The 20,511-nt window shown below is 65.6% G+C and carries 21 protein-coding genes and 1 pseudogene; 18 read left to right on the top strand and 4 right to left on the bottom strand.

What is annotated here, in order from left to right; genetic code table 11:
• Window position 1: 1 nt before the first annotated feature.
• The 6 genes from QM590_RS04015 (at window position 2) to era (ending at window position 5,553) form a co-directional block, all read left to right on the top strand.
• Window positions 2–775, top strand: coding sequence for a 16S rRNA (uracil(1498)-N(3))-methyltransferase (locus QM590_RS04015; RefSeq protein ID WP_269593806.1), 774 nt, complete (start codon window positions 2–4; stop codon window positions 773–775).
• Window positions 772–1,527, top strand: coding sequence for an alpha/beta hydrolase family protein (locus QM590_RS04010; RefSeq protein WP_269593807.1), 756 nt, complete (start codon window positions 772–774; stop codon window positions 1,525–1,527). The genes QM590_RS04015 and QM590_RS04010 overlap by 4 nt, the downstream gene beginning before the upstream one ends.
• A 93-nt stretch (window positions 1,528–1,620) precedes the next feature.
• On the top strand, window positions 1,621–2,664 hold the full coding sequence (locus QM590_RS04005; RefSeq protein ID WP_269593808.1) for a PhoH family protein: 1,044 nt from the start codon (window positions 1,621–1,623) through the stop codon (window positions 2,662–2,664).
• Between the two features lie 53 nt (window positions 2,665–2,717).
• Window positions 2,718–3,260, top strand: a complete 543-nt coding sequence (gene ybeY, locus QM590_RS04000) for an rRNA maturation RNase YbeY (RefSeq protein ID WP_068052336.1) — start codon at window positions 2,718–2,720, stop codon at window positions 3,258–3,260.
• 40 nt (window positions 3,261–3,300) lie between these two features.
• Window positions 3,301–4,623 carry a hemolysin family protein gene (locus QM590_RS03995; RefSeq protein WP_094669150.1) on the top strand — a complete coding sequence of 441 codons (1,323 nt, stop codon included), beginning with the start codon at window positions 3,301–3,303 and terminating at the stop codon, window positions 4,621–4,623.
• Window positions 4,624–4,638: 15 nt separating this feature from the next.
• The gene (gene era, locus QM590_RS03990) at window positions 4,639–5,553 is read left to right on the top strand and encodes a GTPase Era (RefSeq protein WP_068052356.1); all 915 of its coding nucleotides are present in this window, start codon (window positions 4,639–4,641) and stop codon (window positions 5,551–5,553) included.
• A gap of 77 nt (window positions 5,554–5,630) precedes the next feature.
• On the opposite strand, the gene QM590_RS03985 is transcribed toward era, so the two are convergent.
• Window positions 5,631–7,052, bottom strand: coding sequence for an amidase (locus tag QM590_RS03985; protein ID WP_269593809.1), 1,422 nt, complete (start codon window positions 7,050–7,052; stop codon window positions 5,631–5,633).
• A gap of 72 nt (window positions 7,053–7,124) precedes the next feature.
• Between QM590_RS03985 and recO the strand changes: the two genes are divergently transcribed.
• The 4 genes from recO to QM590_RS03965 are packed head-to-tail and all read left to right on the top strand — an operon-like array spanning window position 7,125 to window position 10,188.
• Window positions 7,125–7,958 carry a DNA repair protein RecO gene (gene recO / locus QM590_RS03980; protein ID WP_068052329.1) on the top strand — a complete coding sequence of 278 codons (834 nt, stop codon included), beginning with the start codon at window positions 7,125–7,127 and terminating at the stop codon, window positions 7,956–7,958.
• Window positions 7,915–8,733, top strand: coding sequence for an isoprenyl transferase (locus QM590_RS03975; protein WP_068052326.1), 819 nt, complete (start codon window positions 7,915–7,917; stop codon window positions 8,731–8,733). The genes recO and QM590_RS03975 overlap by 44 nt, the downstream gene beginning before the upstream one ends.
• Window positions 8,726–9,145 (top strand): hypothetical protein, encoded by a 420-nt coding sequence (locus QM590_RS03970; RefSeq protein WP_269593810.1) that lies wholly within the window; start codon window positions 8,726–8,728, stop codon window positions 9,143–9,145. The genes QM590_RS03975 and QM590_RS03970 overlap by 8 nt, the downstream gene beginning before the upstream one ends.
• Before the next feature lie 50 nt (window positions 9,146–9,195).
• The gene (locus QM590_RS03965) at window positions 9,196–10,188 is read left to right on the top strand and encodes an iron-siderophore ABC transporter substrate-binding protein (protein ID WP_269593811.1); all 993 of its coding nucleotides are present in this window, start codon (window positions 9,196–9,198) and stop codon (window positions 10,186–10,188) included.
• Between the two features lie 6 nt (window positions 10,189–10,194).
• Here the strand turns inward: QM590_RS03965 and QM590_RS03960 are convergent, their stop codons facing one another.
• Window positions 10,195–10,635 (bottom strand): Fur family transcriptional regulator, encoded by a 441-nt coding sequence (locus QM590_RS03960; RefSeq protein WP_037193030.1) that lies wholly within the window; start codon window positions 10,633–10,635, stop codon window positions 10,195–10,197.
• A complete protein-coding gene (locus QM590_RS03955) occupies window positions 10,632–11,093 on the bottom strand; it encodes an ArsR/SmtB family transcription factor (RefSeq protein ID WP_306437454.1) in 462 nt (153 codons plus the stop codon). The genes QM590_RS03960 and QM590_RS03955 overlap by 4 nt, the downstream gene beginning before the upstream one ends.
• Before the next feature lie 184 nt (window positions 11,094–11,277).
• Here QM590_RS03955 and QM590_RS03950 point away from each other — a divergent pair, with 184 nt between their 5' ends.
• Window positions 11,278–12,663, top strand: coding sequence for a glycine--tRNA ligase (locus QM590_RS03950; protein ID WP_094640185.1), 1,386 nt, complete (start codon window positions 11,278–11,280; stop codon window positions 12,661–12,663).
• Window positions 12,664–12,732: 69 nt separating this feature from the next.
• On the opposite strand, the gene QM590_RS03945 is transcribed toward QM590_RS03950, so the two are convergent.
• Complete coding sequence (locus QM590_RS03945; RefSeq protein ID WP_269593812.1) at window positions 12,733–14,766, bottom strand: TPM domain-containing protein; 2,034 nt, start codon at window positions 14,764–14,766, stop codon at window positions 12,733–12,735.
• Between the two features lie 128 nt (window positions 14,767–14,894).
• Between QM590_RS03945 and QM590_RS25925 the strand changes: the two are divergent.
• From QM590_RS25925 to QM590_RS03915, 7 genes and pseudogenes are all read left to right on the top strand, one after another.
• A pseudogene (locus tag QM590_RS25925) lies at window positions 14,895–15,310 on the top strand (ATP-binding cassette domain-containing protein); the annotation flags it as partial.
• A 15-nt stretch (window positions 15,311–15,325) separates the two neighbouring features.
• Window positions 15,326–15,838, top strand: a complete 513-nt coding sequence (locus QM590_RS25920) for an ATP-binding cassette domain-containing protein (RefSeq protein ID WP_502942408.1) — start codon at window positions 15,326–15,328, stop codon at window positions 15,836–15,838.
• Window positions 15,835–16,638, top strand: a complete 804-nt coding sequence (locus QM590_RS03935) for an ABC transporter permease (protein ID WP_149406193.1) — start codon at window positions 15,835–15,837, stop codon at window positions 16,636–16,638. The genes QM590_RS25920 and QM590_RS03935 overlap by 4 nt, the downstream gene beginning before the upstream one ends.
• 46 nt (window positions 16,639–16,684) lie before the next feature.
• A complete protein-coding gene (locus tag QM590_RS03930; protein ID WP_269593813.1) occupies window positions 16,685–17,794 on the top strand; it encodes a sensor histidine kinase in 1,110 nt (369 codons plus the stop codon).
• Between the two features lie 12 nt (window positions 17,795–17,806).
• A complete protein-coding gene (locus QM590_RS03925; protein ID WP_037193024.1) occupies window positions 17,807–18,415 on the top strand; it encodes a response regulator transcription factor in 609 nt (202 codons plus the stop codon).
• A gap of 55 nt (window positions 18,416–18,470) precedes the next feature.
• Window positions 18,471–19,187 (top strand): YdcF family protein, encoded by a 717-nt coding sequence (locus tag QM590_RS03920; RefSeq protein ID WP_269593814.1) that lies wholly within the window; start codon window positions 18,471–18,473, stop codon window positions 19,185–19,187.
• Window positions 19,188–20,462 (top strand): deoxyguanosinetriphosphate triphosphohydrolase, encoded by a 1,275-nt coding sequence (locus QM590_RS03915; protein ID WP_269593815.1) that lies wholly within the window; start codon window positions 19,188–19,190, stop codon window positions 20,460–20,462.
• Window positions 20,463–20,511 lie beyond the last annotated feature (49 nt).

Here is a 20,511-nt window from a genome sequence, read left to right as displayed (position 1 = left end):
GATGGCCCCCACGGTCTTCTACCTCTCGCCTCTACCGAACGTCGGCGAGCTCGCGGTGCTCGACGGCAAGGAAGGGCACCACGCCGCGACGGTGAGGCGCATCCGGGTGGGCGAGCGGGTGTTGCTCGGTGACGGAGCGGGCGGCCTGGCCGACACGGTCGTCGCCGCAGCGGAGAAGAACCGGCTCGAACTGACCGTGCAATCGCGCAGTGAGATGCCGCGCCCCACTCCGGTGGTGACGCTGGTGCAGGCATTGCCGAAGGCGGACCGATCGGAGCTCGCCGTCGAGCTGGCCACGGAAGCGGGCGTCGATGCTGTGGTGCCCTGGCAGTCCGCGCGATGCGTCGCACGGTGGGAGGGCCCAAAGGCAGCCAAGGGCGTCGCGAAGTGGCGCAGCACCGCGGCGGAAGCAGCCAAGCAGTCGCGTCGGGCATACATCCCCGAGGTGTCCGAGCTGCACGATTCGCGGGAGGTCGACGCCTTCGTACGCGGCGTCGTGGAGCGCGGCGGAATCGTCGCCGTGCTGCACGAGGCGGCTACTTCGGCGTTCCGGGACCTGCCGTTCGACTCGGTTCCCGAGGTCGTGATCGTCGTCGGACCCGAGGGTGGTCTCGACGACAGGGAGGTCGCCGCTCTCACCGAGGCGGGTGCGACGCCGGTGGTGCTGGGCCCGACGGTGCTGCGGACCTCCACGGCAGGAGCTGTGGCTCTGGGCGCGCTGGGCGTCCTGACCTCGCGGTGGACCCAACTCCCGCCCGACTTCCAGAACGCATGAGCGCGCGGATCAAGATCGCGTACGGCGATCATCCGGAGCAGTTCGGTCACCTCTACCTGCCGGCGGAGTCGATGGATCACCGGACGCCGGTGGTCGTGGTGGTGCACGGCGGGTTCTGGAGCGGACAGTTCGGGTCCAGTCTGGGTACTCAGTTCGCCCGCGCAGTCGCCGCAGCCGGAGCGGTGGCGTGGAACATCGAGTACCGACGCGTCGGCGCAGGTGGGCACTGGCCGGAGATGCAGTCCGATGTGACTGCGGCACTCGACGTGGTTGCCGGGGAACTGCAGCACCATGCTCCGGTCGGGATCGACGACGTCCGCGTCATCGGCCACTCCGCCGGCGGTCACCTGGCCGTGTGGCTCGGCGGCGAGACCGGCACGAAGGTCCGCCCGTCGCGCATCGTCTCGCAGGCCGGAGTTCTCGATCTCGAGCCGCGCGGTGCGTCGGGACGGACGAACCCGGCGGTCGAGGCGCTGTTGCAGGCCCGATACGAGGACGACCCCGAGCTGTACCGGTCGGCCTCGCCCGCGGCCCGCACGCCCATCGGCATCCGGACGATCGCCCTGCACGGATCCGAGGACATCCAGGTGCCCGCGGCGCAGAGCGAGAGGTACGTAGCGTTGGCGCGCGCTGCCGGAGACGACGCGCGACTGACGATCGTGCCGGGGGAAGATCACTTCGCTTTCCTGAATCCCGATTCCCGGTGTTGGGCGCTCTCGCTCGACGCCGTGCTCGGTGCCACCAGCGAGTAATGGGAATGCGCATCGTTGCTGCGGCGTTAAACTCGATCCATACCCAATGCACGTCCGAGAAGCCGACACCAGAGAGCAGGCCATAGCCACCACGTGAGTGAACACAGCGAATTTCCCGCCGAGCGCGAGGTTCGGTCCACCCTGGAACTCGCCCCCGAAGCAGTGATGCCACTGCTGGGACAGTCCGACGAGAACCTGCGGGCGCTCGAGCAGATGCTGACGGCAGATATCCACGTACGAGGAAACGCCGTGACGCTCACCGGAAAAGTGGCCGATGTGGCGCTGGCCGAACGGGTGATCTCCGAGTTGGCCGCGCTGGCCAAGCGCGCTCAGCCACTGACTCCCGATGCAGTGCGCCGATCGATCGCCATGCTCACCGAAGGCGTCTCGGATTCACCGGCCGAGGTGCTGAGCCTGGACATCCTCTCGCGCCGCGGCAAGACGATCCGGCCCAAGACGCTGAACCAGAAGCGCTATGTCGACGCGATCGACGCCAACACCATCGTGTTCGGCATCGGCCCGGCCGGCACCGGCAAGACGTACCTGGCGATGGCGAAGGCCGTGCAGGCATTGCAGACCAAGCAGGTCAGCCGCATCATCCTGACGCGTCCGGCAGTGGAGGCGGGGGAACGGCTCGGCTTCCTTCCAGGAACGCTGCACGAGAAGATCGACCCCTACCTGCGGCCGCTGCACGATGCGTTGCACGACATGATGGACGACGAGGCGATTCCGAAGCTGATGCAGGCCGGGGTCATCGAGGTCGCCCCGCTCGCCTACATGCGCGGACGCACTCTCAACGATGCATTCATCATTCTCGACGAGGCGCAGAACACCACCGCCGAGCAGATGAAGATGTTCCTGACCCGACTCGGATTCGGGTCGAAGATCGTCGTCACCGGCGACGTGACCCAGGTCGACCTTCCCGGAGGTGCGCGATCGGGGTTGCGGGCAGCCTCGGAGATCCTCACCGACGTGGACGACATCCACTTCGCGCAGCTCACCAGCAGCGACGTGGTGCGCCACCGCCTGGTCTCGGAGATCGTCGACGCGTACGAGCGGTTCGAGTCGACATCGGAAGGCGTCATTCCCAACAGGGCGCAACGCCGCACCGGTGGACCGCGTTCGGCGAGAAGATGATTCAGACATACGGACCGACAGATGCAGGCAACGAGAGCGTGGGTAGTGGCTAGATGAGTATCGAAGTGTCCAACGAGTCGGGGATGGACATCTCCGAACCCGAGCTGGTCTCGGTCGCGCGGTTCGCGATCGCCGGCATGGACGTGCATCCCGCTGCGGAACTGTCGATGGTGCTGGTGGATTCGGCAACGATGGCAGATCTGCACATGCGGTGGATGGATCTGCCCGGCCCGACCGACGTGATGTCGTTTCCGATGGACGAGCTCGAGCCGGGCGGTCGTCCCGATGCGCCCGAGCCCGGGCCGGCGATGCTCGGCGACATCGTGTTGTGCCCGTCGTTCGCCGCGGATCAGGCTGCCGCAGCGGGGCATTCGCTCGAACACGAGCTCGCTCTGCTGACCGTGCACGGTGTGCTGCACCTGCTGGGTTACGACCACGCCGAGCCGGACGAAGAGAAGGAAATGTTCGAGCTGCAGAACCGGCTGCTGGCCGAATGGTACGAGGACGCCAGGCGTGCGGAGGAGGCCGCCGAACAGGCCGCCCGCGACGCCAGGCTACTCGGCAAGGCCGGTTTCGTGGACGGACTCGACCGATGATCTGCGTCGTCGAACAGGTGCAAGTGTGGGGTCCTAGCGCGTGAGCAGTGCTGTTGCGCTCATCGTGTTCGCTGTCCTTCTCGTGCCTCTCGGCGGCCTGTTCGCTGCCGTCGATTCCGCGCTGAACACGGTCTCACGTGCGCGAATCGACGACATGGTCAAGGACGAGCGCCCCGGTGCCACCGGCCTCGTCGTCGTGGTCGGTGACCGCCCGCGATACGTCAATCTGATGGTGCTGCTGCGCATTCTGTGCGAGATCGGCGGCACCGTGTTGCTCGCGGGTGGCCTGACGCAGTTGATCGACTCGACCACCGCATTGGTGATCAGCGCGGTGGCCATGGTGTTGGTCAGTTACGTCGTGATCGGTGTCGGTCCGCGAACCCTCGGTCGGCAGAACGCGTACTCGATCGCGTTGGCGGCCGCATTGCCCCTGCGTGCACTCGGGTGGCTCCTCGGACCGATCAGCAGACTGCTCATCCTCATCGGCAACGCGATCACCCCCGGTAAGGGATTTCGCAACGGCCCCTTCGCCTCCGAGATCGAACTCCGGGAACTGGTGGACATGGCCCGCGAGCGCGGCGTCGTGGCCGACGACGAACGGCGAATGATCCAATCGGTGTTCGAGCTGGGTGACACCTCCGCCCGCGAGGTCATGGTCCCGCGCCCCGAGATGGTGTGGATCGAGTCCGACAAATCAGCAGGACAGGCCACCTCGTTGGCTGTGCGCAGCGGCCACTCCCGCATTCCGGTGATCGGCGAGAACGTGGACGACATCGTCGGCGTCGTGTACCTCAAAGACCTTGTGCAGCAGACGTATTACTCCACCGACGGCGGCCGCGGAGTGCAGGTGTCCGACCTGATGCGTCCGGCCGTCTTCGTTCCCGACTCCAAGGCACTCGACAGTCTGCTCGCCGAGATGCAGCGCGATCGCAACCACATGGCCCTGCTCGTCGACGAGTACGGGGGCATCGCCGGGCTGGTGACCATCGAGGACGTGATCGAGGAGATCGTCGGCGAGATCGCCGACGAATACGATTCCGACGAAGTCGCGCCCATCGAGGAACTCGACGACGGACGCTATCGGCTGTCCTCGCGGGTGCCGCTCGAAGACCTCGGCGAGATCTTCGGCATCGAGATCGAATCCGAGGAAGTCGACACCGTCGGCGGACTCCTCGGTTACGAACTCGGCCGAGTACCGTTGCCCGGTTCGCAGGTGATCACCCACGGCCTGCTGCTGCGTGGAGAAGGTGGCGCAGATCCCAAGGGGCGCGTCCGCATCGCCACGGTCCTGGTCGAAAAGCTCGAACCCGAAGAAGATTCCACCGAGGACGACGACTCGTCCGAGGCCACTCGTCAACACTGAAATCTGGAGGTGCTCTTGTCCGAGCAGAACAACGGTGAGTTCCGATCCGGATTCGTCTGTTTCGTAGGCCGACCGAACACCGGCAAGTCCACGTTGACCAATGCGTTGGTGGGATCGAAGATCGCCATCACGTCCTCGCGTCCCCAGACGACGCGGCACACCATTCGCGGGATCGTGCACCGAGAGCACGCGCAGCTGATCCTGGTCGACACCCCCGGCCTGCACCGACCGAGAACGCTACTGGGGCAACGCCTCAACGACCTGGTGCAGGACACCTACTCCGAGGTCGACGTCATCGGACTCTGCATCCCCGCGGACGAGAAGATCGGGCCCGGCGACCGGTGGATCCTCGAACAGGTGCGGCACATCGCGCCCAAGACGACGCTCATCGGAATCATCACCAAGATCGACAAGGTCAAGAAGGAACGCGTCGTACAGCAGCTGATGTCGCTGTCGAAGCTGCTCGGCGAGAATTCTCACGTCATCCCGGTTTCCGCCGAATCGGGCGAGCAGATCGAGAAGCTCGTCGACCTGTTGGCGTCGGAACTGCCACCGGGCCCGGCGTTCTACCCCGACGGTGAGCTCACCGACGAGCCCGAGGAAGTCCTCATGGCCGAGCTCATCCGTGAGGCCGCGCTCGAAGGCGTCCGCGACGAGCTGCCGCACTCTCTTGCCGTCGTCATCGACGAGGTCTTGCCCCGCGAAGGCCACGACAACATGCTCGACGTGCACGCAATCCTCTACGTCGAGCGGTCGAGTCAAAAGGCCATCATCATCGGCAAGGGTGGCTCGCGACTCAAAGAGGTCGGCACCGCGTCGCGACTGCAGATCGAGAAGCTACTCGGTACCAGGATCTACCTGGACCTGCACGTCAAAATCGCCAAGGACTGGCAGACCGACCCGAAGCAAATGGGCAAGCTCGGGTTCTGACCTGGAGCGGCTTCGCCGCATGTGCACGGCTGGACCCATCGGTCGTTCCGCAGGCTTCACTCCTGTCCCGTAGTGGGCTACGAGGTTTCGCTCACCTGGGTCCACCAGGGATCGGGGCGCTTGCGGTGCCACTGCAGCACGTTCTCGAGTTGAGCGGCAACCGAAACGAGCAGTGGCTCGGAGGATTCGTGGCCCATCAACTGCAGGCCGATGGGTAGGCCGGCGGCGGTGAATCCTGCGGGCACGTTGACGCTCGGCCACCCCAGCACGTTCCACGGCCACGTGTAGGGACAGTGCTCGGTGATGACTCGATCGGTGTCGGCGTTGGAGATGCCGTCGATGGCCTCGATCCGGGGCGGCGGGGTGGCGGTCGTCGGGGCGAGCACGATGTCGTACTCGTCGAAGAACCGGCCGACACGACGCCCGATGCGAGGTTCGGCGGCGCGCGCTGCGCGCAGTGGCGCTCCGGCCAGAGCCCGGCCGGTCTTGGCGTTGGCTCGGGTGCGTGGGTCGGCGAGAGACGGATCGGGGAGACGGTCGAGCCAGGTGGCCACACCCGCCAGCGAGCGGGGTAAGAAGTTGAGCCCCAACAACATTCCGTATGCCGGATCGTCGACGACCACTCGGTGCCCGAGTAGCCGCAGTACCGCGGCCATCTGGTAAGCGGCACCGGCGATCTCCGGGTCCAGCGGGGCAGGCGTCGGAATGAACGGCTTACGCAGGCTCAGCGCGATCCGCAGCGAACCGGGGTTGCGTCCGACGGCATCGGTGACGGTCAGCGGCGTCGGACGATGCAGATCTCCGTCGTGACTGCCCGAGACCACGTCGAGGAGCAGTGCCGCGTCGGCCACGGTGCGCGCGAGCGGGCCGATGACGGTGATGCCGTTGAACGCCTCGGGCTCCGGCCACGACGATATGCGTCCGCGTTGCGGCTTGATCCCCACGAGATTGGTCCACGAGGCCGGAATCCGCACCGAGCCGGCACCGTCGGAACCCAGAGCGGCAGAGACCAATTCGGCAGCCACCGCGGCAGAACTGCCACCCGAGGAGCCGCCTGGGGTGCGCTCACGGTCCCACGGATTGCGGGTGTGCCCGAAGGTGCCGCCGGTGAACGGCCACTGGCCGAGTTCCGGGCTGTTGGTCTTTCCGACGATGACGGCTCCGGCCGCACGCAGTCTGCGTACCACCTCCGAATCCGCGGTAGCAGGTGGAAAGTCGCCCGCGCATCCGAAGGCGGTCGGTTCGCCCGTGACGTCCACGTCGTCCTTGACGGCGACGGGAACGCCGAGCAGGGGAGCGGTGGTGCCGGCGGCGCGCAGACGATCCGCTTCGGCCGCCTCGGCGAGGGCTGCATCGCGGCGCACGATGCGGAACGCGTTGAGCGTGGGTTGGCTCTTCTCGATGCGATCGAGTGATTCGGAAACCGCCTGTACCGACGTGATGCGACCCGACGCGAGAGCGGTAGCCTGAGCGACGAGAGTCGACCGATGGAAATCCACGCCTGCACAGTATCGACTCCTCGTCAGCGCGGGAATGGTCACCGCCGCAGCCCGCGTGGGACACTGGGTGACGTGAGGCCATACCGTGACAACGCAGTCGTCCTGCGCCAGCACAAGCTGGGTGAGGCCGATCGCATCGTCACGTTGTTGACCAGGGAGAACGGAATCGTGCGGGCCGTTGCCAAGGGGGTTCGCCGCACCAAATCCAAGTTCGGTGCGCGGCTGGAACCGTTTGCGCACATCGACGTTCTGCTCTATCCGGGGCGCAACCTCGACATCGTCACCCAGGTGCACACGGTCGACGCGTTCGGCGGAGACATCGTGGCCGACTACGGTCGCTACACCACCGGTTGCGCGGTTCTCGAAACTGCCGAACGGCTGGCAGGCGAGGAGCATGCACCCGCGCAGCGGCTTCATCAGTTGACCGTCGGTGCCCTACGTGCCCTCGCGCAGCACGTCAGACCTCCCGAGCTGGTGCTCGACGCGTACCTGCTGCGCGCGATGGGTTTCGCCGGATGGGCTCCCGCACTGACCGACTGCGCGCGGTGCGCAGCGGTGGGCCCACATCGAGCGTTCCATGTCGCGGCCGGTGGAGCCGTGTGTGTGCACTGCCGACCGCCGGGTTCGGCGACGCCGTCTACCGGGGTTCTCGATCTGATGGTCGCGCTCGAGCGGGGGGAGTGGGATTACACCGTCACCACTTCCGATGCGGTCCGCAAGCAGGCCAGTGGACTGGTGGCGGCTCATCTGCAATGGCATCTGGAACGACAGCTGCGCACGCTTCCGCTCATCGAACGCTCGCACCCGCATCAGGTACCGCTGGCGCAACCTGACTCCGTGTTCGCCGACACCGTCGGGCAGGATGGGGACCGTGATTCGACGACGAGAGCAGGGGCCTCGGCCTGACGAACAGTCGACGGTGCGCCCTCCCGATCCGCATCCGTCGGGCGCTCGTCCGCCGATCCTGCAGCCGGAACTGATTCCTCGCCATGTCGCACTGGTGATGGACGGCAACGGTCGGTGGGCACAGGATCGCGGTCTGCCGCGCACCGCAGGGCACGAGCAGGGTGAAGCGGTACTCATGGACACCGTCTGCGGGTGCATCGAGATCGGGGTGCAGTGGCTGTCCGCATATGCATTCTCGACGGAGAACTGGAAGCGCAGTCCCGACGAGGTCAAGTTCCTGATGGGCTTCAATCGTGACGTCATTCGTCGTCGACGCGACGAGATGAACGAGATGGGCGTTCGGGTTCGCTGGGCCGGCCGACGACCGAGGTTGTGGGGCAGTGTCATCAAGGAACTCGAAGTCGCCGAGGAGTTGACCAAGCACAACACCGTGATGACGCTGACGATGTGCGTCAACTACGGTGGCCGGGCCGAGATTGCCGATGCCACAAGGGAAATCGCCAGGCAGGTGGCTGCGGGCAAGCTGAACCCCGAGAAGATCACCGAGGCCACCGTCGCCAAGTACCTCGACGAATCGGATATGCCCGACGTGGATCTGTTCCTGCGTCCGTCGGGGGAGCAGCGGACGTCGAACTTTCTGCTCTGGCAGTCGGCCTATGCGGAGTTCGTGTTCCAGAAGAAGCTCTTCCCGGATTTCGACCGACGGGATCTGTGGGAGGCGTGTATCGAATACGCCTCGCGGGACCGACGGTTCGGTGGAGTCAAGTATGAGTGACACCGCGAACGGGACGCCGGACGAGGGGCTTTCGTTGCAGGCCCGTGCCCAGTTGGCGCTCTCGCAGTTCGCGACGGTCACACTCGGTGACGAGGGTTCTCTCGGTTTCGACTATGCGGGTGCTCTGTGCTCGCTGCGTGCCGTGCGACTCTCGCCCGAGCTCGAGGTTCTCTCGCTCACCGCAGTCCTGGCGTGGGACCGGCCGTTGAAGCCGGCTCTGCACAAGAACGTCGCCGACCGCAATGCGGATTCGCAGTTCGGCGCGATCTCGGTCAACACCCACGACAAGCTCGCGGATGTGCTGTTGCGCTACACCTTTCCTGCGAACGGTCTGGACGACGAGGCCATGCTGACGATGCTCATCCTGGTGCTCGCCGGAGTCGAAAAGGCGCGTGAGGGCCTACTTCCCTGATCGGTCAGCTAAGGTTTGCCTGTACTTACTTCCCAGTAGAGGCGGATGCGATGACTGTGCGGTGGACCCGAATGCTCACGGCGGTGGTGGCGGTGATCGCCCTCGGTGTGGCCGGGACAGCTTGTTCGACTGCCGACAACGGCGACACGGCGACGCAATCGGCTGACGGTGTATTTCCGGTCGTCATCGATCACATCTACGGCAGCACGACCATCGCCGAGAAGCCCACGCGCATCGTCACACTCGGGGTGTCCGACGCCGACGCCGTCATCGCGCTCGGCACAGTTCCCGTCGGTAACGCCGGGTACACGTTCTACGAGACCGGACTGGGTCCGTGGACCGACGAGTTGGTCGGTGATGCACCGTTGACGCTGCTGGGCTCCGAGTCCGAGCCGAACTTCGAGCTGATCGCCTCGCTGGCACCGGATCTGATCACCGGGCTCAACGCGGGCTTCGACGAGGCCACGTACGCCAGGCTCAGTGACATCGCCCCGACGGTCGCTCGACCGGCCGGATCGGCCGCCTACGCCGTCGATCGTGAGGTGGCCACCGACACCATCGCTCGAGCGATGGGCGAATCAGAACGCGGCGAGGAGCTGAACGAGCAGACCACCGCTGCGCTCGAGCAGGTGCGAGCCGCACATCCGGAGTTCGCGGGTAAGACTGCAGCCGTGGTGCTTCCGTACGACGGCCAATTCGGTGCATATCTGCCCGGTGATGCCCGCGGCACGTTCGTCACCTCGCTGGGCTTCGAGATTCCGGAACCGATTCTGGCCCAGGACGACGGCACCAACTTCTTCGTTCCGGTCTCGGCAGAGAACATCTCGCAGCTCGACGCCGACGTGGTTCTCTACCTCGGTACCGGCGAGGACATCGACGTCGTGGCCGAGAACCCGATCTTCGGAACGCTGACAGCCGCCCGAAACGATGCGATCGTTCCGTTGTCCATCGATCAGCGTGGAGCGATCACGTACAACTCGGTGCTGTCGATTCCGTTCGCCATCGACGCGGTGGTGCCTCGCGTGGCCGACGCCGTCGCCTGAGCGGATTCAGCGAGCGGCAGCGCTGCACTGACTGCAGGTGCCGAATATCTCGATCGTGTGGCTGACGTCGCTGAAACCGTTGGATTCGGCGACGCTCTGCGACCACTTCTCGACAGTGGGACCTTCCACCTCGACGGTGAAGCCGCACGAGCGGCACACCAGGTGATGGTGATGCCCCGAGGAGCAGCGCCGGTAGACGGACTCCCCGTTGTCGGTGCGCAGTACGTCGACCGTCCCGGCGTCCGCCAGGGTCTGAAGCGTGCGATACACCGTGGTGAGGCCGATACCCTCACCGCGCTTGCGTAATTCGTCGTGCAGATCCTGTGCTGACTTGAACTCTTCGATGGTGTCGAGCAGGTCCGAGATCGCGCTGCGCTGCTTGGTGGCTCGCACCCCGACGACGACGGGTCGTCTGGGGGTGGCGGTGTCGGTGGACTTGTCGGTCACAGGTTCCGGCCTTCCTCGGCATGGGCCACGGCGTCGACGACGATGTGGGAGAGGTGATCGTCGACCAACCGATACAGGACCTCGCGTCCGTTGCGTTCTCCGCGCACCACACCCGCTGCCTTGAGTACCCGAAGGTGCTGGCTGATCAACGGTTGCGTGACACCGAGGGCGACGACGAGTTCGTGAACGCACCGCTCGGACTCGCGCAGCTGCAGCACGATGGCGATGCGTACTGGGGCCGCCAGTGCCCGCAGGATGTCGCCTGCCGCAGCCAGAGTTTCCTTCGGCGGAATGTGAGCCGGGGGAGCGTCGGCGAACGGATCGCCGGAGTGCAACGGATGCTCGGGGTCTTGCCGGTGGGGCGAACTTGCTTCCACTGTCGAGTCCGTGGACACGGTTGCGGCTCCTTCGGCCGCCGGTTCGTTGCCGGCGGACTCTCCCTGCACGATCGACGTCATGGCACCAGGTTAGTGCAGTAGTTGTTATTGCAAATCGTATTCATTGTGATATGCACAAGTGCGCATGTCAACTTCCGCACTCGACCGCTGTTCGGATTCGACCGCCGAGCCAGATAGTCTGATCAGGGCGAAAACGCCCACGTCACCTCTTACACGATGTAACCGAAGATGGAGAGCTCCGCCAGTGGCACCCAAGTCCAAAGTCGAAACCGTCGCCAACCTCGCCAAGCGCAGAGGCCTCGTCTACCCGTGCGGCGAGATCTACGGCGGTACCAGGTCGGCCTGGGATTACGGTCCGTTGGGCGTCGAGCTCAAGGAGAACATCAAGAAGCAGTGGTGGCGCAACATGATCACCAGCCGTGACGACACCGTCGGGCTGGACTCCTCGGTGATCCTGCCGCGCGAGGTGTGGGAGGCGTCGGGCCACGTCGAGACGTTCTCCGACCCGCTGGTGGAGTCGCTGCACACGCACAAGCGGTACCGCGCCGACCACCTCATCGAGGCCTACGAGGAAAAGCACGGCCACCCGCCGGAGAACGGCCTCGCCGACATTCGCGATCCGGAAACCGGTGAGCCCGGCTCCTGGACCGAACCGCGTGCATTCTCGGGCCTGCTCAAGACCTTCCTCGGCCCGGTCGACAACGAAGAGGGCCTGCACTACCTGCGTCCCGAGACCGCACAGGGCATCTTCGTCAACTTCGCCAACGTGCTGACCACCTCACGCAAGAAGCCGCCGTTCGGCATCGGCCAGATCGGCAAGAGCTTCCGTAACGAGATCACGCCCGGAAACTTCATCTTCCGCACCCGTGAGTTCGAGCAGATGGAGATGGAGTTCTTCGTCAAGCCCGGCGAGGACGACGAGTGGCATCAGTACTGGATCGACTACCGCATGAAGTGGTACACCGACCTCGGTATCGATCCGGAGAACCTGCGGCTCTACGAGCACGCCAAGGAAAAGCTGTCGCACTACTCCAAGCGCACCGTGGACATCGAGTACAAGTTCGGCTTCCAGGGCAGCGCGTGGGGTGAGCTCGAGGGCGTCGCGAACCGCACGGATTACGACCTCTCGGTGCACTCGAAGGCGTCGGGCCAGGATCTGAGCTACTACGAGCAGGCCACCGACACCCGCTACACCCCGTACGTCATCGAGCCGGCGGCCGGTCTGACGCGTTCGCTGATGGCGTTCCTCGTCGACGCGTACACCGAGGACGAGGCACCCAACGCCAAGGGTGGCGTCGACAAGCGCGTCGTGCTCAAGCTCGACCGTCGTCTGGCCCCGGTGAAGGTCGCGGTGCTCCCGCTCTCGCGTAACGCCGATCTGACGCCCAAGGCGAAAGATCTTGCGCAGCAACTGCGTCAGTACTGGAACGTCGAATTCGACGACGCCGGAGCCATCGGTCGCCGCTACCGTCGTCAGGACGAGATCGGCACCCCGTTCTGCATCACCGTCGACTTCGAGACTCTCGACGATCACGCCGTCACCATCCGCGAGCGCGACACCATGGCGCAGGAGCGTGTGGCACTCGATCAGGTCGAGGGCTACATCGCGTCTCGTCTGATCGGCGCGTAGGAACCTCACACATACGACAGGGCCCGATCTCGCGATGAGATCGGGCCCTGTCGTGTGTCTGTCGAGAAACTAGAAGCGGCCGCCGCCACCGCCGAATCCGCCGCCGCCACCACCGCCGCCGAAGCCCCCGCCACCGCCGAATCCGCCACCGAAGCCGCCGCCACCCCCACCGCGCAGCACACTGTTGATCAGGATGCCGCCGAGGACTGCACCGGCGACGTTGCCGCCGCTGCTGCCACCGCGCGGACCGTGGCGATTCTCCCAGTTCTGCACGTCGGACTGGGCGATCTGCGATGCGCGCGAGGCCAATTGGCTGGCAGCGTGCGCGTGCTTGAGGGCCTCGTCCGGGTTTTCGGGTTCGAGCTGACGCGCCGCACCGAGGTGTCGTTCGGCCTCGGACAGGCGCGTTCTGGCGTCGGCACCCACTCCGCCGCGGCGCGTCGAGATGTAGTCCGCAGCGGCGGTGATCTGCGCCTGAGCGGCCGCGATATCGCGATCCAGGCGGGCCCGAAGTTGGTCCTCGGCGGCCTTGTCTGCCGACGCCTCGTCGACGATCTTCTCGAGTTCGGCATCGGCTTCGGCGAGGGCGGTGTAGCTGCCGAGAGGGTCCGAGGACTGCGCCGTCTCCGCGTTCTTCAATGCCGTCTGTGCGGCTGTCATGGCTGCCTGCAGTTCGGCCCCGCCGTGTTCGGCCAATCCACGAGCCTGCTCGATGTCGCGTCGCACGTCCGCGATGGCGTCGGGCAGGGTTGCGATGGCATGCCTGATGTCGTCACGGGCATGGTCGACGCCATCGAGCAGGGTCTTGGCCTGGTCGACGGCTCGCTCGGCCGTGCGAATCGCGGTGACCGCCGGCCCCTGCTTGCCGGGCGGGAGTGCCGCCGCAGAGCGTCCGGCCTCGATGTTCTCCTCGGCCAGCGCCATGCGCTCCTTGGCCATCGTGACGTTGTCGGCAATCGAGTTCAGCGCCGATTCGGAGAAGTCCGAATGCAGCTGAGCAAGGACCGATTCGGACTGCGGAATTCTCACCGTCAAGCCGACGACAGCCTGGGTCAGCTCGTCGAGGTGGGCGTCGGCGTTCATCACAAGATCGCGGAACCCGTCGAATTCCTCCACCCGCGAGTCCAGCTCGCGATCGGCCTGGCCACACGAGGAGATGATCTCGACGAGCATTGCGCGACGCTGATCGGGTGTTTCCGGAATGGCGTCGTCGAGGCGCTGACGAATCTCGAACGCCGAGGCCAGGGCCTTCTTGGCGTTGTCGTAGGCGGTGATGAACGGCGCGGCGGCGGAATCTCCGAATTCTCCACGGGCGAGGTTCAATTCCTCTTCGCTGGCGCGCACCGCGTTGTCGGTCTCGATCAGAATTTCCTTGGCCCGCGTGTCGAGGACGTCGATGGGGAAGGCGGCCAGTGCGGCCGGGTCGCTCGGGTCGATCTTCGCCACGGCCTCGACCTCTGCCGCGACTCGGGCCTTCTTGCGGCGCGACGAGTAGACGACGGCTCCGCCGCCTGCCACGGCCAGTGCGCCGACGCCGATCAGCAGCGGTGCCGACGAGCCACCGCTGCCGCTCGAGGCATACGCGTCGCCGAGTGCACCAGCTGCCGCAATGGCCGCACCGGACCAATCTTCCTCGCGCAGTGCAGGTTCGACATCGTCGACGCGGATCGAATCTTGCTCGGAGCTGGTGATCTGAGACAGGCCGGTGTTCACCGCGAGGTAGTACGAACGGTCCACGGTGGCCACGGCGAGCAGAACGTCGCGCTGACCGAGGTCACTTCTCTGGTACGTCTGCTCGGCCCAGTTCGCCGCCGACATGTTGTCGAAGTCCGCGACATAGGTGACCCACAACCGAACCTGGCTGCTGCCGTAGAGATCGTCGATCGTGGTCTGCACCTCGGCGAGTGCATCCGGGTCGAGGGCCTGGACGTTGTCGGTGATCTGTGTGGCCAGGCGCGACGGAGCCTCGGCGGATGCAACTCCCGGCGCGAGCAGGACCGCGGCGAAGAGGGTCAGAGCACCCACGGCGGCGAGACGACGAAATCGATGGATTGCTTCTCGAACGACTGGGGCGCTGGTGTGCCGCCGGTGCTGGACTGCCATGGCCTGAAATCTACCGGCTGCGCGCCCGTGAGATCGAGCAGGTCGATCCGGATGCATGACAGTTGTCACCTCGCAATCGTGACGCCCGAACGAGGTCGGAGCCGCTCGGCCGCAGCAGAGTGATTCCCATGACCACAACGAAAGCAGTCGAACTGCGAAGCGTCACCAAGACCTACGGCTCGGTCCGGGCTGTCGACGGGCTGAGCCTGTCCATCGAACCGGGCGAGGTCGTCGCATTCCTCGGACCGAACGGAGCGGGAAAGACGACCACCATCGACATGATGCTCGGCCTGGCGACACCCACCACCGGAACGGTCTCGGTGTTCGGGGGAACGCCCGCCGACGCCATCGCGCAGGGGCGCATCTCGGCCGTCATGCAAACCGGTGGGCTGCTTCGCGATCTGACCGTCCGCGAAACCGTCGAGCTGACCTCCGCGCTGTTTCCCACACCCGCTCGGTGAAGGAGGTCCTCACCCGGGCCGGCATCGCCGATATCGGAGACCGTCGAGTGGCGAAATGCTCCGGCGGTCAGCAGCAAAGGCTTCGATTCGCGCTCGCTCTGCTGCCCGATCCGGATCTGCTGGTGCTGGACGAGCCGACCACCGGCATGGACGTCGAGGGGCGCCGCGACTTCTGGAACGCCATTCGCCAGGACGCCAGCACCGGCCGCACGGTGCTGTTCGCAACGCACTATCTGGACGAGGCCGACGCGTACGCAGACCGCATCGTGCTGGTGCGGCACGGCAAGATCGTTGCCGACGGCAGCGCCGCCGAGGTGAAGAACCTGGCGGCAGGACGCACCGTCACCGCCACGCTGCCCGGCGTCGACCAGTCGGTGCTGCTGGCTCTGCCGGGGGTGGACCGCGTCGACACACGTGGCGATCGGGTGATCGTGCACGGACGCGACTCCGACGCCGTGGCCCGGTACCTACTCAACGACGCGCACGCGACCGATCTGGAAATCGTCTCGCGCAACCTCGAAGACGCATTCCTCGCCCTGACCACCGATTCTGAAAACGACAGAGCCGAAAACGACACAGCCGCAAACGACCTCGCCGGGAGCATTCGATGACCACGACCGCACACTCCGCAGCCACCCGCACCTCCGCCAGAGCTGTTGCCTGGGGCGGATTCTCGCCGACTTTCCTCGGACTCGAGATCCGCAGGCTCTTCCGGAACAAGCGAACTCTGATCTTCACGTTGGTGATGCCGCCGGTGTTCTTCGTCATCTTCGGCACGCAGTCCGACTACCGGACCAACTACCCGTTCGCGCACGGCAACGTCACCGGTTACATCGCCATCAGCATGGCCGTCTACGGCGCGATGCTCGCGACCACGAGCGGGGGAGCGATGGTGTCGGTCGAACGGGCGCAGGGGTGGAGTAGGCAGCTCCGCCTGACGCCGTTGAAGCCCGTGGCCTACATCATCACCAAGGTCCTGGTGGCCATGACGATGGGTGCCGCCGCGATCGTCGTGGTGTTCGTCGTCGCGAAGTTCTTCGGAGCGGACATGCCGATCTGGGTGTGGATCAGCTGCGGAGTGATCGCGTGGCTCGGCTCTGCAGTGTTCGCCGCGTTCGGGCTGTTCATGGGCTACCTGCTGCCCTCGGAGAACGTCATGCAGATCCTCGGACCGGTGCTGGCTTTCCTGGCGTTGGCCGGCGGACTGTTCGTCCCGCTCGGTGACAGCGGCTGGTTTCCGATGCTGGCCCAGTTCACCCCGCTCTACGGCCTGGCGACCGTGTCCAGGGCACCGTTCACCTCGGCCGACACCGGCACCCTGGTGATCGCCGTGGTGAACCTGGTGGTGTGGGCGACGGTGTTCGTCGCCGGAGCGGCGCTACTGTTCCGGAAAGACACCAAGCGTGCGTGAGACCGAAACCGCTGATCATGTCGTCCACAGAGATACCGTGGGCGACATGACCACGTTCACCGCCGACCTTCCCGAGGGACGGATCTGGCGGTTCGGCTGGATGTTCGGTGCCATCTGGCTGGTGTACCTGATCTATCCGTTGAACGACATCCTCGCTCTGGAATACACGCCGGCGAAGGTTGCCGGGGTCATGACGATCGTTGCCTTCGGTGCCGTGTTCACGTCCACTTTCTGGCGTTTTCGCAACGGACACCGCCGAGGAAAGCCGCTGCCGGTCTCCCAGGCGTGGATCGCGCTCGGAGTCATGATCACGCTGACCGTGTTCATGAGCGTATGGATCGGAACTACCGCATTCGGCGCGACCGTCTACATCGCAGTACTGGCCATGATGACCCTGCCGGTCAGGCAAGCGTGGGTTTTGGTGTTGGTGATGGTCGCGCTCGTCGAAGCGGTGCCACGCTTCATCTCGTCCTGGGAGCCCGACACCTTCTTCGCATTTCAGCTGCTGATCAGCGCGGCCGCGGCGTGGGGGATCACGCAGGTCTTCCAACGCAATCACGAATTGGCCGTCGCCAGGCAACAATTGGCCGATCTGGCCATCGTGGCCGAACGCGAGCGCATGAGCCGGGACGTGCATGACATCCTGGGCCACTCGCTGACCGTTATCACCGTCAAGAGCGAACTGGCGGGCAGGCTCATCGAGATCGACCCCGCCCGCGCGGCCGTCGAGATCGCCGAGTTGGAAACCCTTGCTCGGCAAGCGCTCGCCGATGTGCGCAGTACCGTCGGGGGCATGCGCCAGGTCGACGTCGGATCCGAGTTGGCCAGTGCACGAACGGCTTTGACCGCGGCGGGGATCGAAGCAGATCTGCCCTGCGACGCCGACGTGGTGCCGCTGCGGCATCGAGAACTCTTCGGCTGGGTGCTCCGGGAAGCGGTGACCAACGTGGTTCGACACTCGCGTGCACGGCAGTGCCGGGTGACGCTGACGGCGTCGAGCATCTCCATCGTCGACGACGGGGTGGGACCGGCAGACCAGCAGTCCGGCGGCAACGGTCTGCGCGGTCTCGGTGAACGGGTGACGGCAGCGGGTGGTTCACTGACGATCGCCCGGGTGCCGACCGGTGGGTTCAGGGTGGAGGTACACGGTGAATAGGACGCAGGCGCGATGACCATCACGTTGTTGCTGGCCGACGATCAGGCCCTGGTGCGCGGCGCACTTGCGGCCCTGCTGGGGCTCGAACACGATCTCGAGGTCGTCGCCGAGGTGGGACGTGGAGACGAAGTTGCCGCCGCCGTTCTCGAACATCGACCCGACGTCGTCCTGCTCGACGTCGAGATGCCCGGCAAGAACGGTATCGAGGTCACCGCCGAACTGGCGCTCGTGGCCCCGCAGTCGAGGGTGCTGATCGTCACTACGTTCGGGCGACCCGGCTACCTGCGACGCGCCATCGATGCGGGTGCGTCGGGTTTCGTGGTCAAGGACACTCCCGCCAAGCAGCTGGCCGACGCCGTTCGTCGCGTACACATGGGGCTTCGCGTCGTCGATCCGACGCTGGCGACCGAAACCCTCACCGATGGCGTGTCTCCGCTGACGGCCCGAGAGCAGGAGGTTCTCCGCGCGGCTGCCAGGGGCGGGACCGCTGGGTCCATCGCTGCTCAGGTCCACCTCTCGGAGGGCACGGTGCGCAATCATCTGTCGTCGGCGATCGGAAAGACCGGCACCAGTACCAGGGCCGAGGCGGTCCGGGTGGCCGAGGATCGAGGGTGGCTGTAGGTCGTTCGAGGCGCGCCGTGACGGTTCCGATGCCTGGGCCTGGCAAACTCGAGGAGTGAATTCAACTCTCGACCGAGATTCGTACGGCGATCCGTACGACGACCGGTATGCCCCGGACCCAGGTCCCGAGCGCCTCGGCTTCTTCGGAACGCTCGGCCGCTGGACCGGTCGGCTGGTCGCGGGAGTGGTACTGATGTCGTTGGTGCTGGTCGCGGGAACAGCGGTGCGGGTATGGCAGGTGGCGCGCATCGACGACTATTCCAAGGCCGACGCCATCGTCGTACTCGGCGCTGCGCAGTACAGCGGCACGCCCTCGACGGTGTTCGAGGCACGACTGTCCCAGGCCGCGTCGCTGTACGAGCAGGGAATCGCCCCCGAGATCGTCACCGTCGGTGGCAAGCAGGAGGGCGACCTGTTCACCGAGGCCGCGTCGGGCCGCAACTATCTGATCGATCAGGGAGTTCCTGCCGACGCCATCATTGCCGTCGAGACCGGCTCGGACACCCTCGAGAGCATCGAGGCGGTGAGCAACGTCTTGCGTGAGCAGGGGAGTTCGTCGGTGGTGTTGGTCAGCGATCCGTGGCATTCACTACGCACCCGAACCATGGCGCGCGACGCCGGTCTCGATGCCTGGACTTCGCCCACGCGCACCGGGCCCGCGGTCTACACCAGAGAATCGCAGGCGCACGGGATCGCCAGAGAGACAGGCGCTCTGCTGTGGTATCAGCTGACCCACTTCACCGCGGACTTCTCCTACACGGCGGGCCAGTAGATGACCGGCACGTACTCGGCGCACGACGTCGAACGATTCGTCACCGAACCCCCGAAGACTGCGGGACTGCGGGCCGGGGCAGACAACGCCTCGCATCGAAGCGCGTTCGCACGTGATCGAGCGCGCGTGTTGCATTGCGCCGCATTGCGCAGGCTCGCCGACAAGACTCAGGTCACCGGTCCTCGAGACGGAGACACCCCGCGCACGCGATTGACGCACTCGCTCGAAGTCGCGCAGATCGGCCGCAGTATCGCCGAGGGGCTCGGCAGCGATCCGGATCTGGTGGACCTCGCCGGGCTGGCGCACGACATCGGCCACCCGCCGTACGGACACAACGGCGAACGCGCCCTCGACGAAGTGGCTCAGGATTGCGGTGGGTTCGAGGGCAACGCGCAGAATCTGCGCATCCTGACCGGTCTCGAGCCGAAGATCCTCGACTCCGACGGCCGCAGCGCAGGACTCAACCTGACCCGGGCATCGCTCGATGCCGCTACCAAGTATCCATGGATCAGGCCCGCCCCCGGCGCGAAGTTCGGTGCCTACGACGACGACTCCGCCATCTTGGGTTGGGTACGTGACGGCGCTCCGGACAAGCACAAGTGCCTCGAAGCGCAGAGTATGGACTGGTCCGACGACGTGGCGTACTCGGTGCACGACGTCGAGGACGGTGTGATCGACGCCCGCATCGACCTACGGGCGCTGTCCGATCCGATCGAGCGACGCGCCCTCGCCGAACTCGGCGTCTCGGAATTCCGCGGACTCGACGTGGAGGAACTGATCGAGGCCGCAGATCGACTGTCCAGGATGCCCGTCGTGGTTGCGGTCGGACGCTACGACGGCACTCTCGCTGCGTCCGTGGCGCTCAAGCACATGACCAGCGAACTGGTAGGCCGCTTCGCCACCGCCGCCATCGAGGGCACCCACGAGAAGTACGGCACTGCGCCGCTGAGCCGATACGACGCCGATCTGGTGGTGCCGTCGATCGTCGGCTCGGAAGTTGCACTGCTCAAGACGATGGCGTTGCGGTACGTGATGTCCGATGCCGGACACAAGATCCGCCAGGAGCGCCAACGCGACCGTATCCACCGCGTCGCCGAGTGGTTGATGCGCTCTGCTCCTGGCGAACTGGACCCCATTCTGGTGCCTGCGTGGCAGCGGGCCGACAGCGATGCGGAACGCACTCGTGTGGTCGTCGACCAGATCGCCTCGTACACCGAAAGTCGACTCGAACTGATCGACAAGCGGTCACTCGGAGCTCAGGCCAGCTGGGGCTGATCGCTCCGCCGACCGAATGTGGGTAGGTCCGGATCGGGACTAGACTGCC

Source organism: Rhodococcus sp. IEGM 1372 (assembly GCF_030056835.1).
Taxonomy (GTDB): domain Bacteria; phylum Actinomycetota; class Actinomycetes; order Mycobacteriales; family Mycobacteriaceae; genus Rhodococcoides.
This window is presented reverse-complemented; position numbering and strand designations above follow the sequence as displayed.

Excerpts from the sequence above, each read along its gene's own strand:
- QM590_RS04015 (WP_269593806.1), top strand. The coding sequence starts at position 2 with ATGGCCCCCACGGTCTTCTACCTCTCGCCTCTACCGAACGTCGGCGAG.
- QM590_RS04010 (WP_269593807.1), top strand. The coding sequence starts at position 772 with ATGAGCGCGCGGATCAAGATCGCGTACGGCGATCATCCGGAGCAGTTC.
- ybeY (WP_068052336.1), top strand. The coding sequence starts at position 2,718 with ATGAGTATCGAAGTGTCCAACGAGTCGGGGATGGACATCTCCGAACCC.
- QM590_RS03975 (WP_068052326.1), top strand. The coding sequence starts at position 7,915 with ATGGGGACCGTGATTCGACGACGAGAGCAGGGGCCTCGGCCTGACGAA.
- QM590_RS03970 (WP_269593810.1), top strand. The coding sequence starts at position 8,726 with ATGAGTGACACCGCGAACGGGACGCCGGACGAGGGGCTTTCGTTGCAG.
- QM590_RS03965 (WP_269593811.1), top strand. The coding sequence starts at position 9,196 with ATGACTGTGCGGTGGACCCGAATGCTCACGGCGGTGGTGGCGGTGATC.
- QM590_RS03955 (WP_306437454.1), bottom strand. The coding sequence starts at position 11,093 with ATGACGTCGATCGTGCAGGGAGAGTCCGCCGGCAACGAACCGGCGGCC.
- QM590_RS03945 (WP_269593812.1), bottom strand. The coding sequence starts at position 14,766 with ATGGCAGTCCAGCACCGGCGGCACACCAGCGCCCCAGTCGTTCGAGAA.
- QM590_RS03935 (WP_149406193.1), top strand. The coding sequence starts at position 15,835 with ATGACCACGACCGCACACTCCGCAGCCACCCGCACCTCCGCCAGAGCT.
- QM590_RS03930 (WP_269593813.1), top strand. The coding sequence starts at position 16,685 with ATGACCACGTTCACCGCCGACCTTCCCGAGGGACGGATCTGGCGGTTC.
- QM590_RS03925 (WP_037193024.1), top strand. The coding sequence starts at position 17,807 with ATGACCATCACGTTGTTGCTGGCCGACGATCAGGCCCTGGTGCGCGGC.
- QM590_RS03915 (WP_269593815.1), top strand. The coding sequence starts at position 19,188 with ATGACCGGCACGTACTCGGCGCACGACGTCGAACGATTCGTCACCGAA.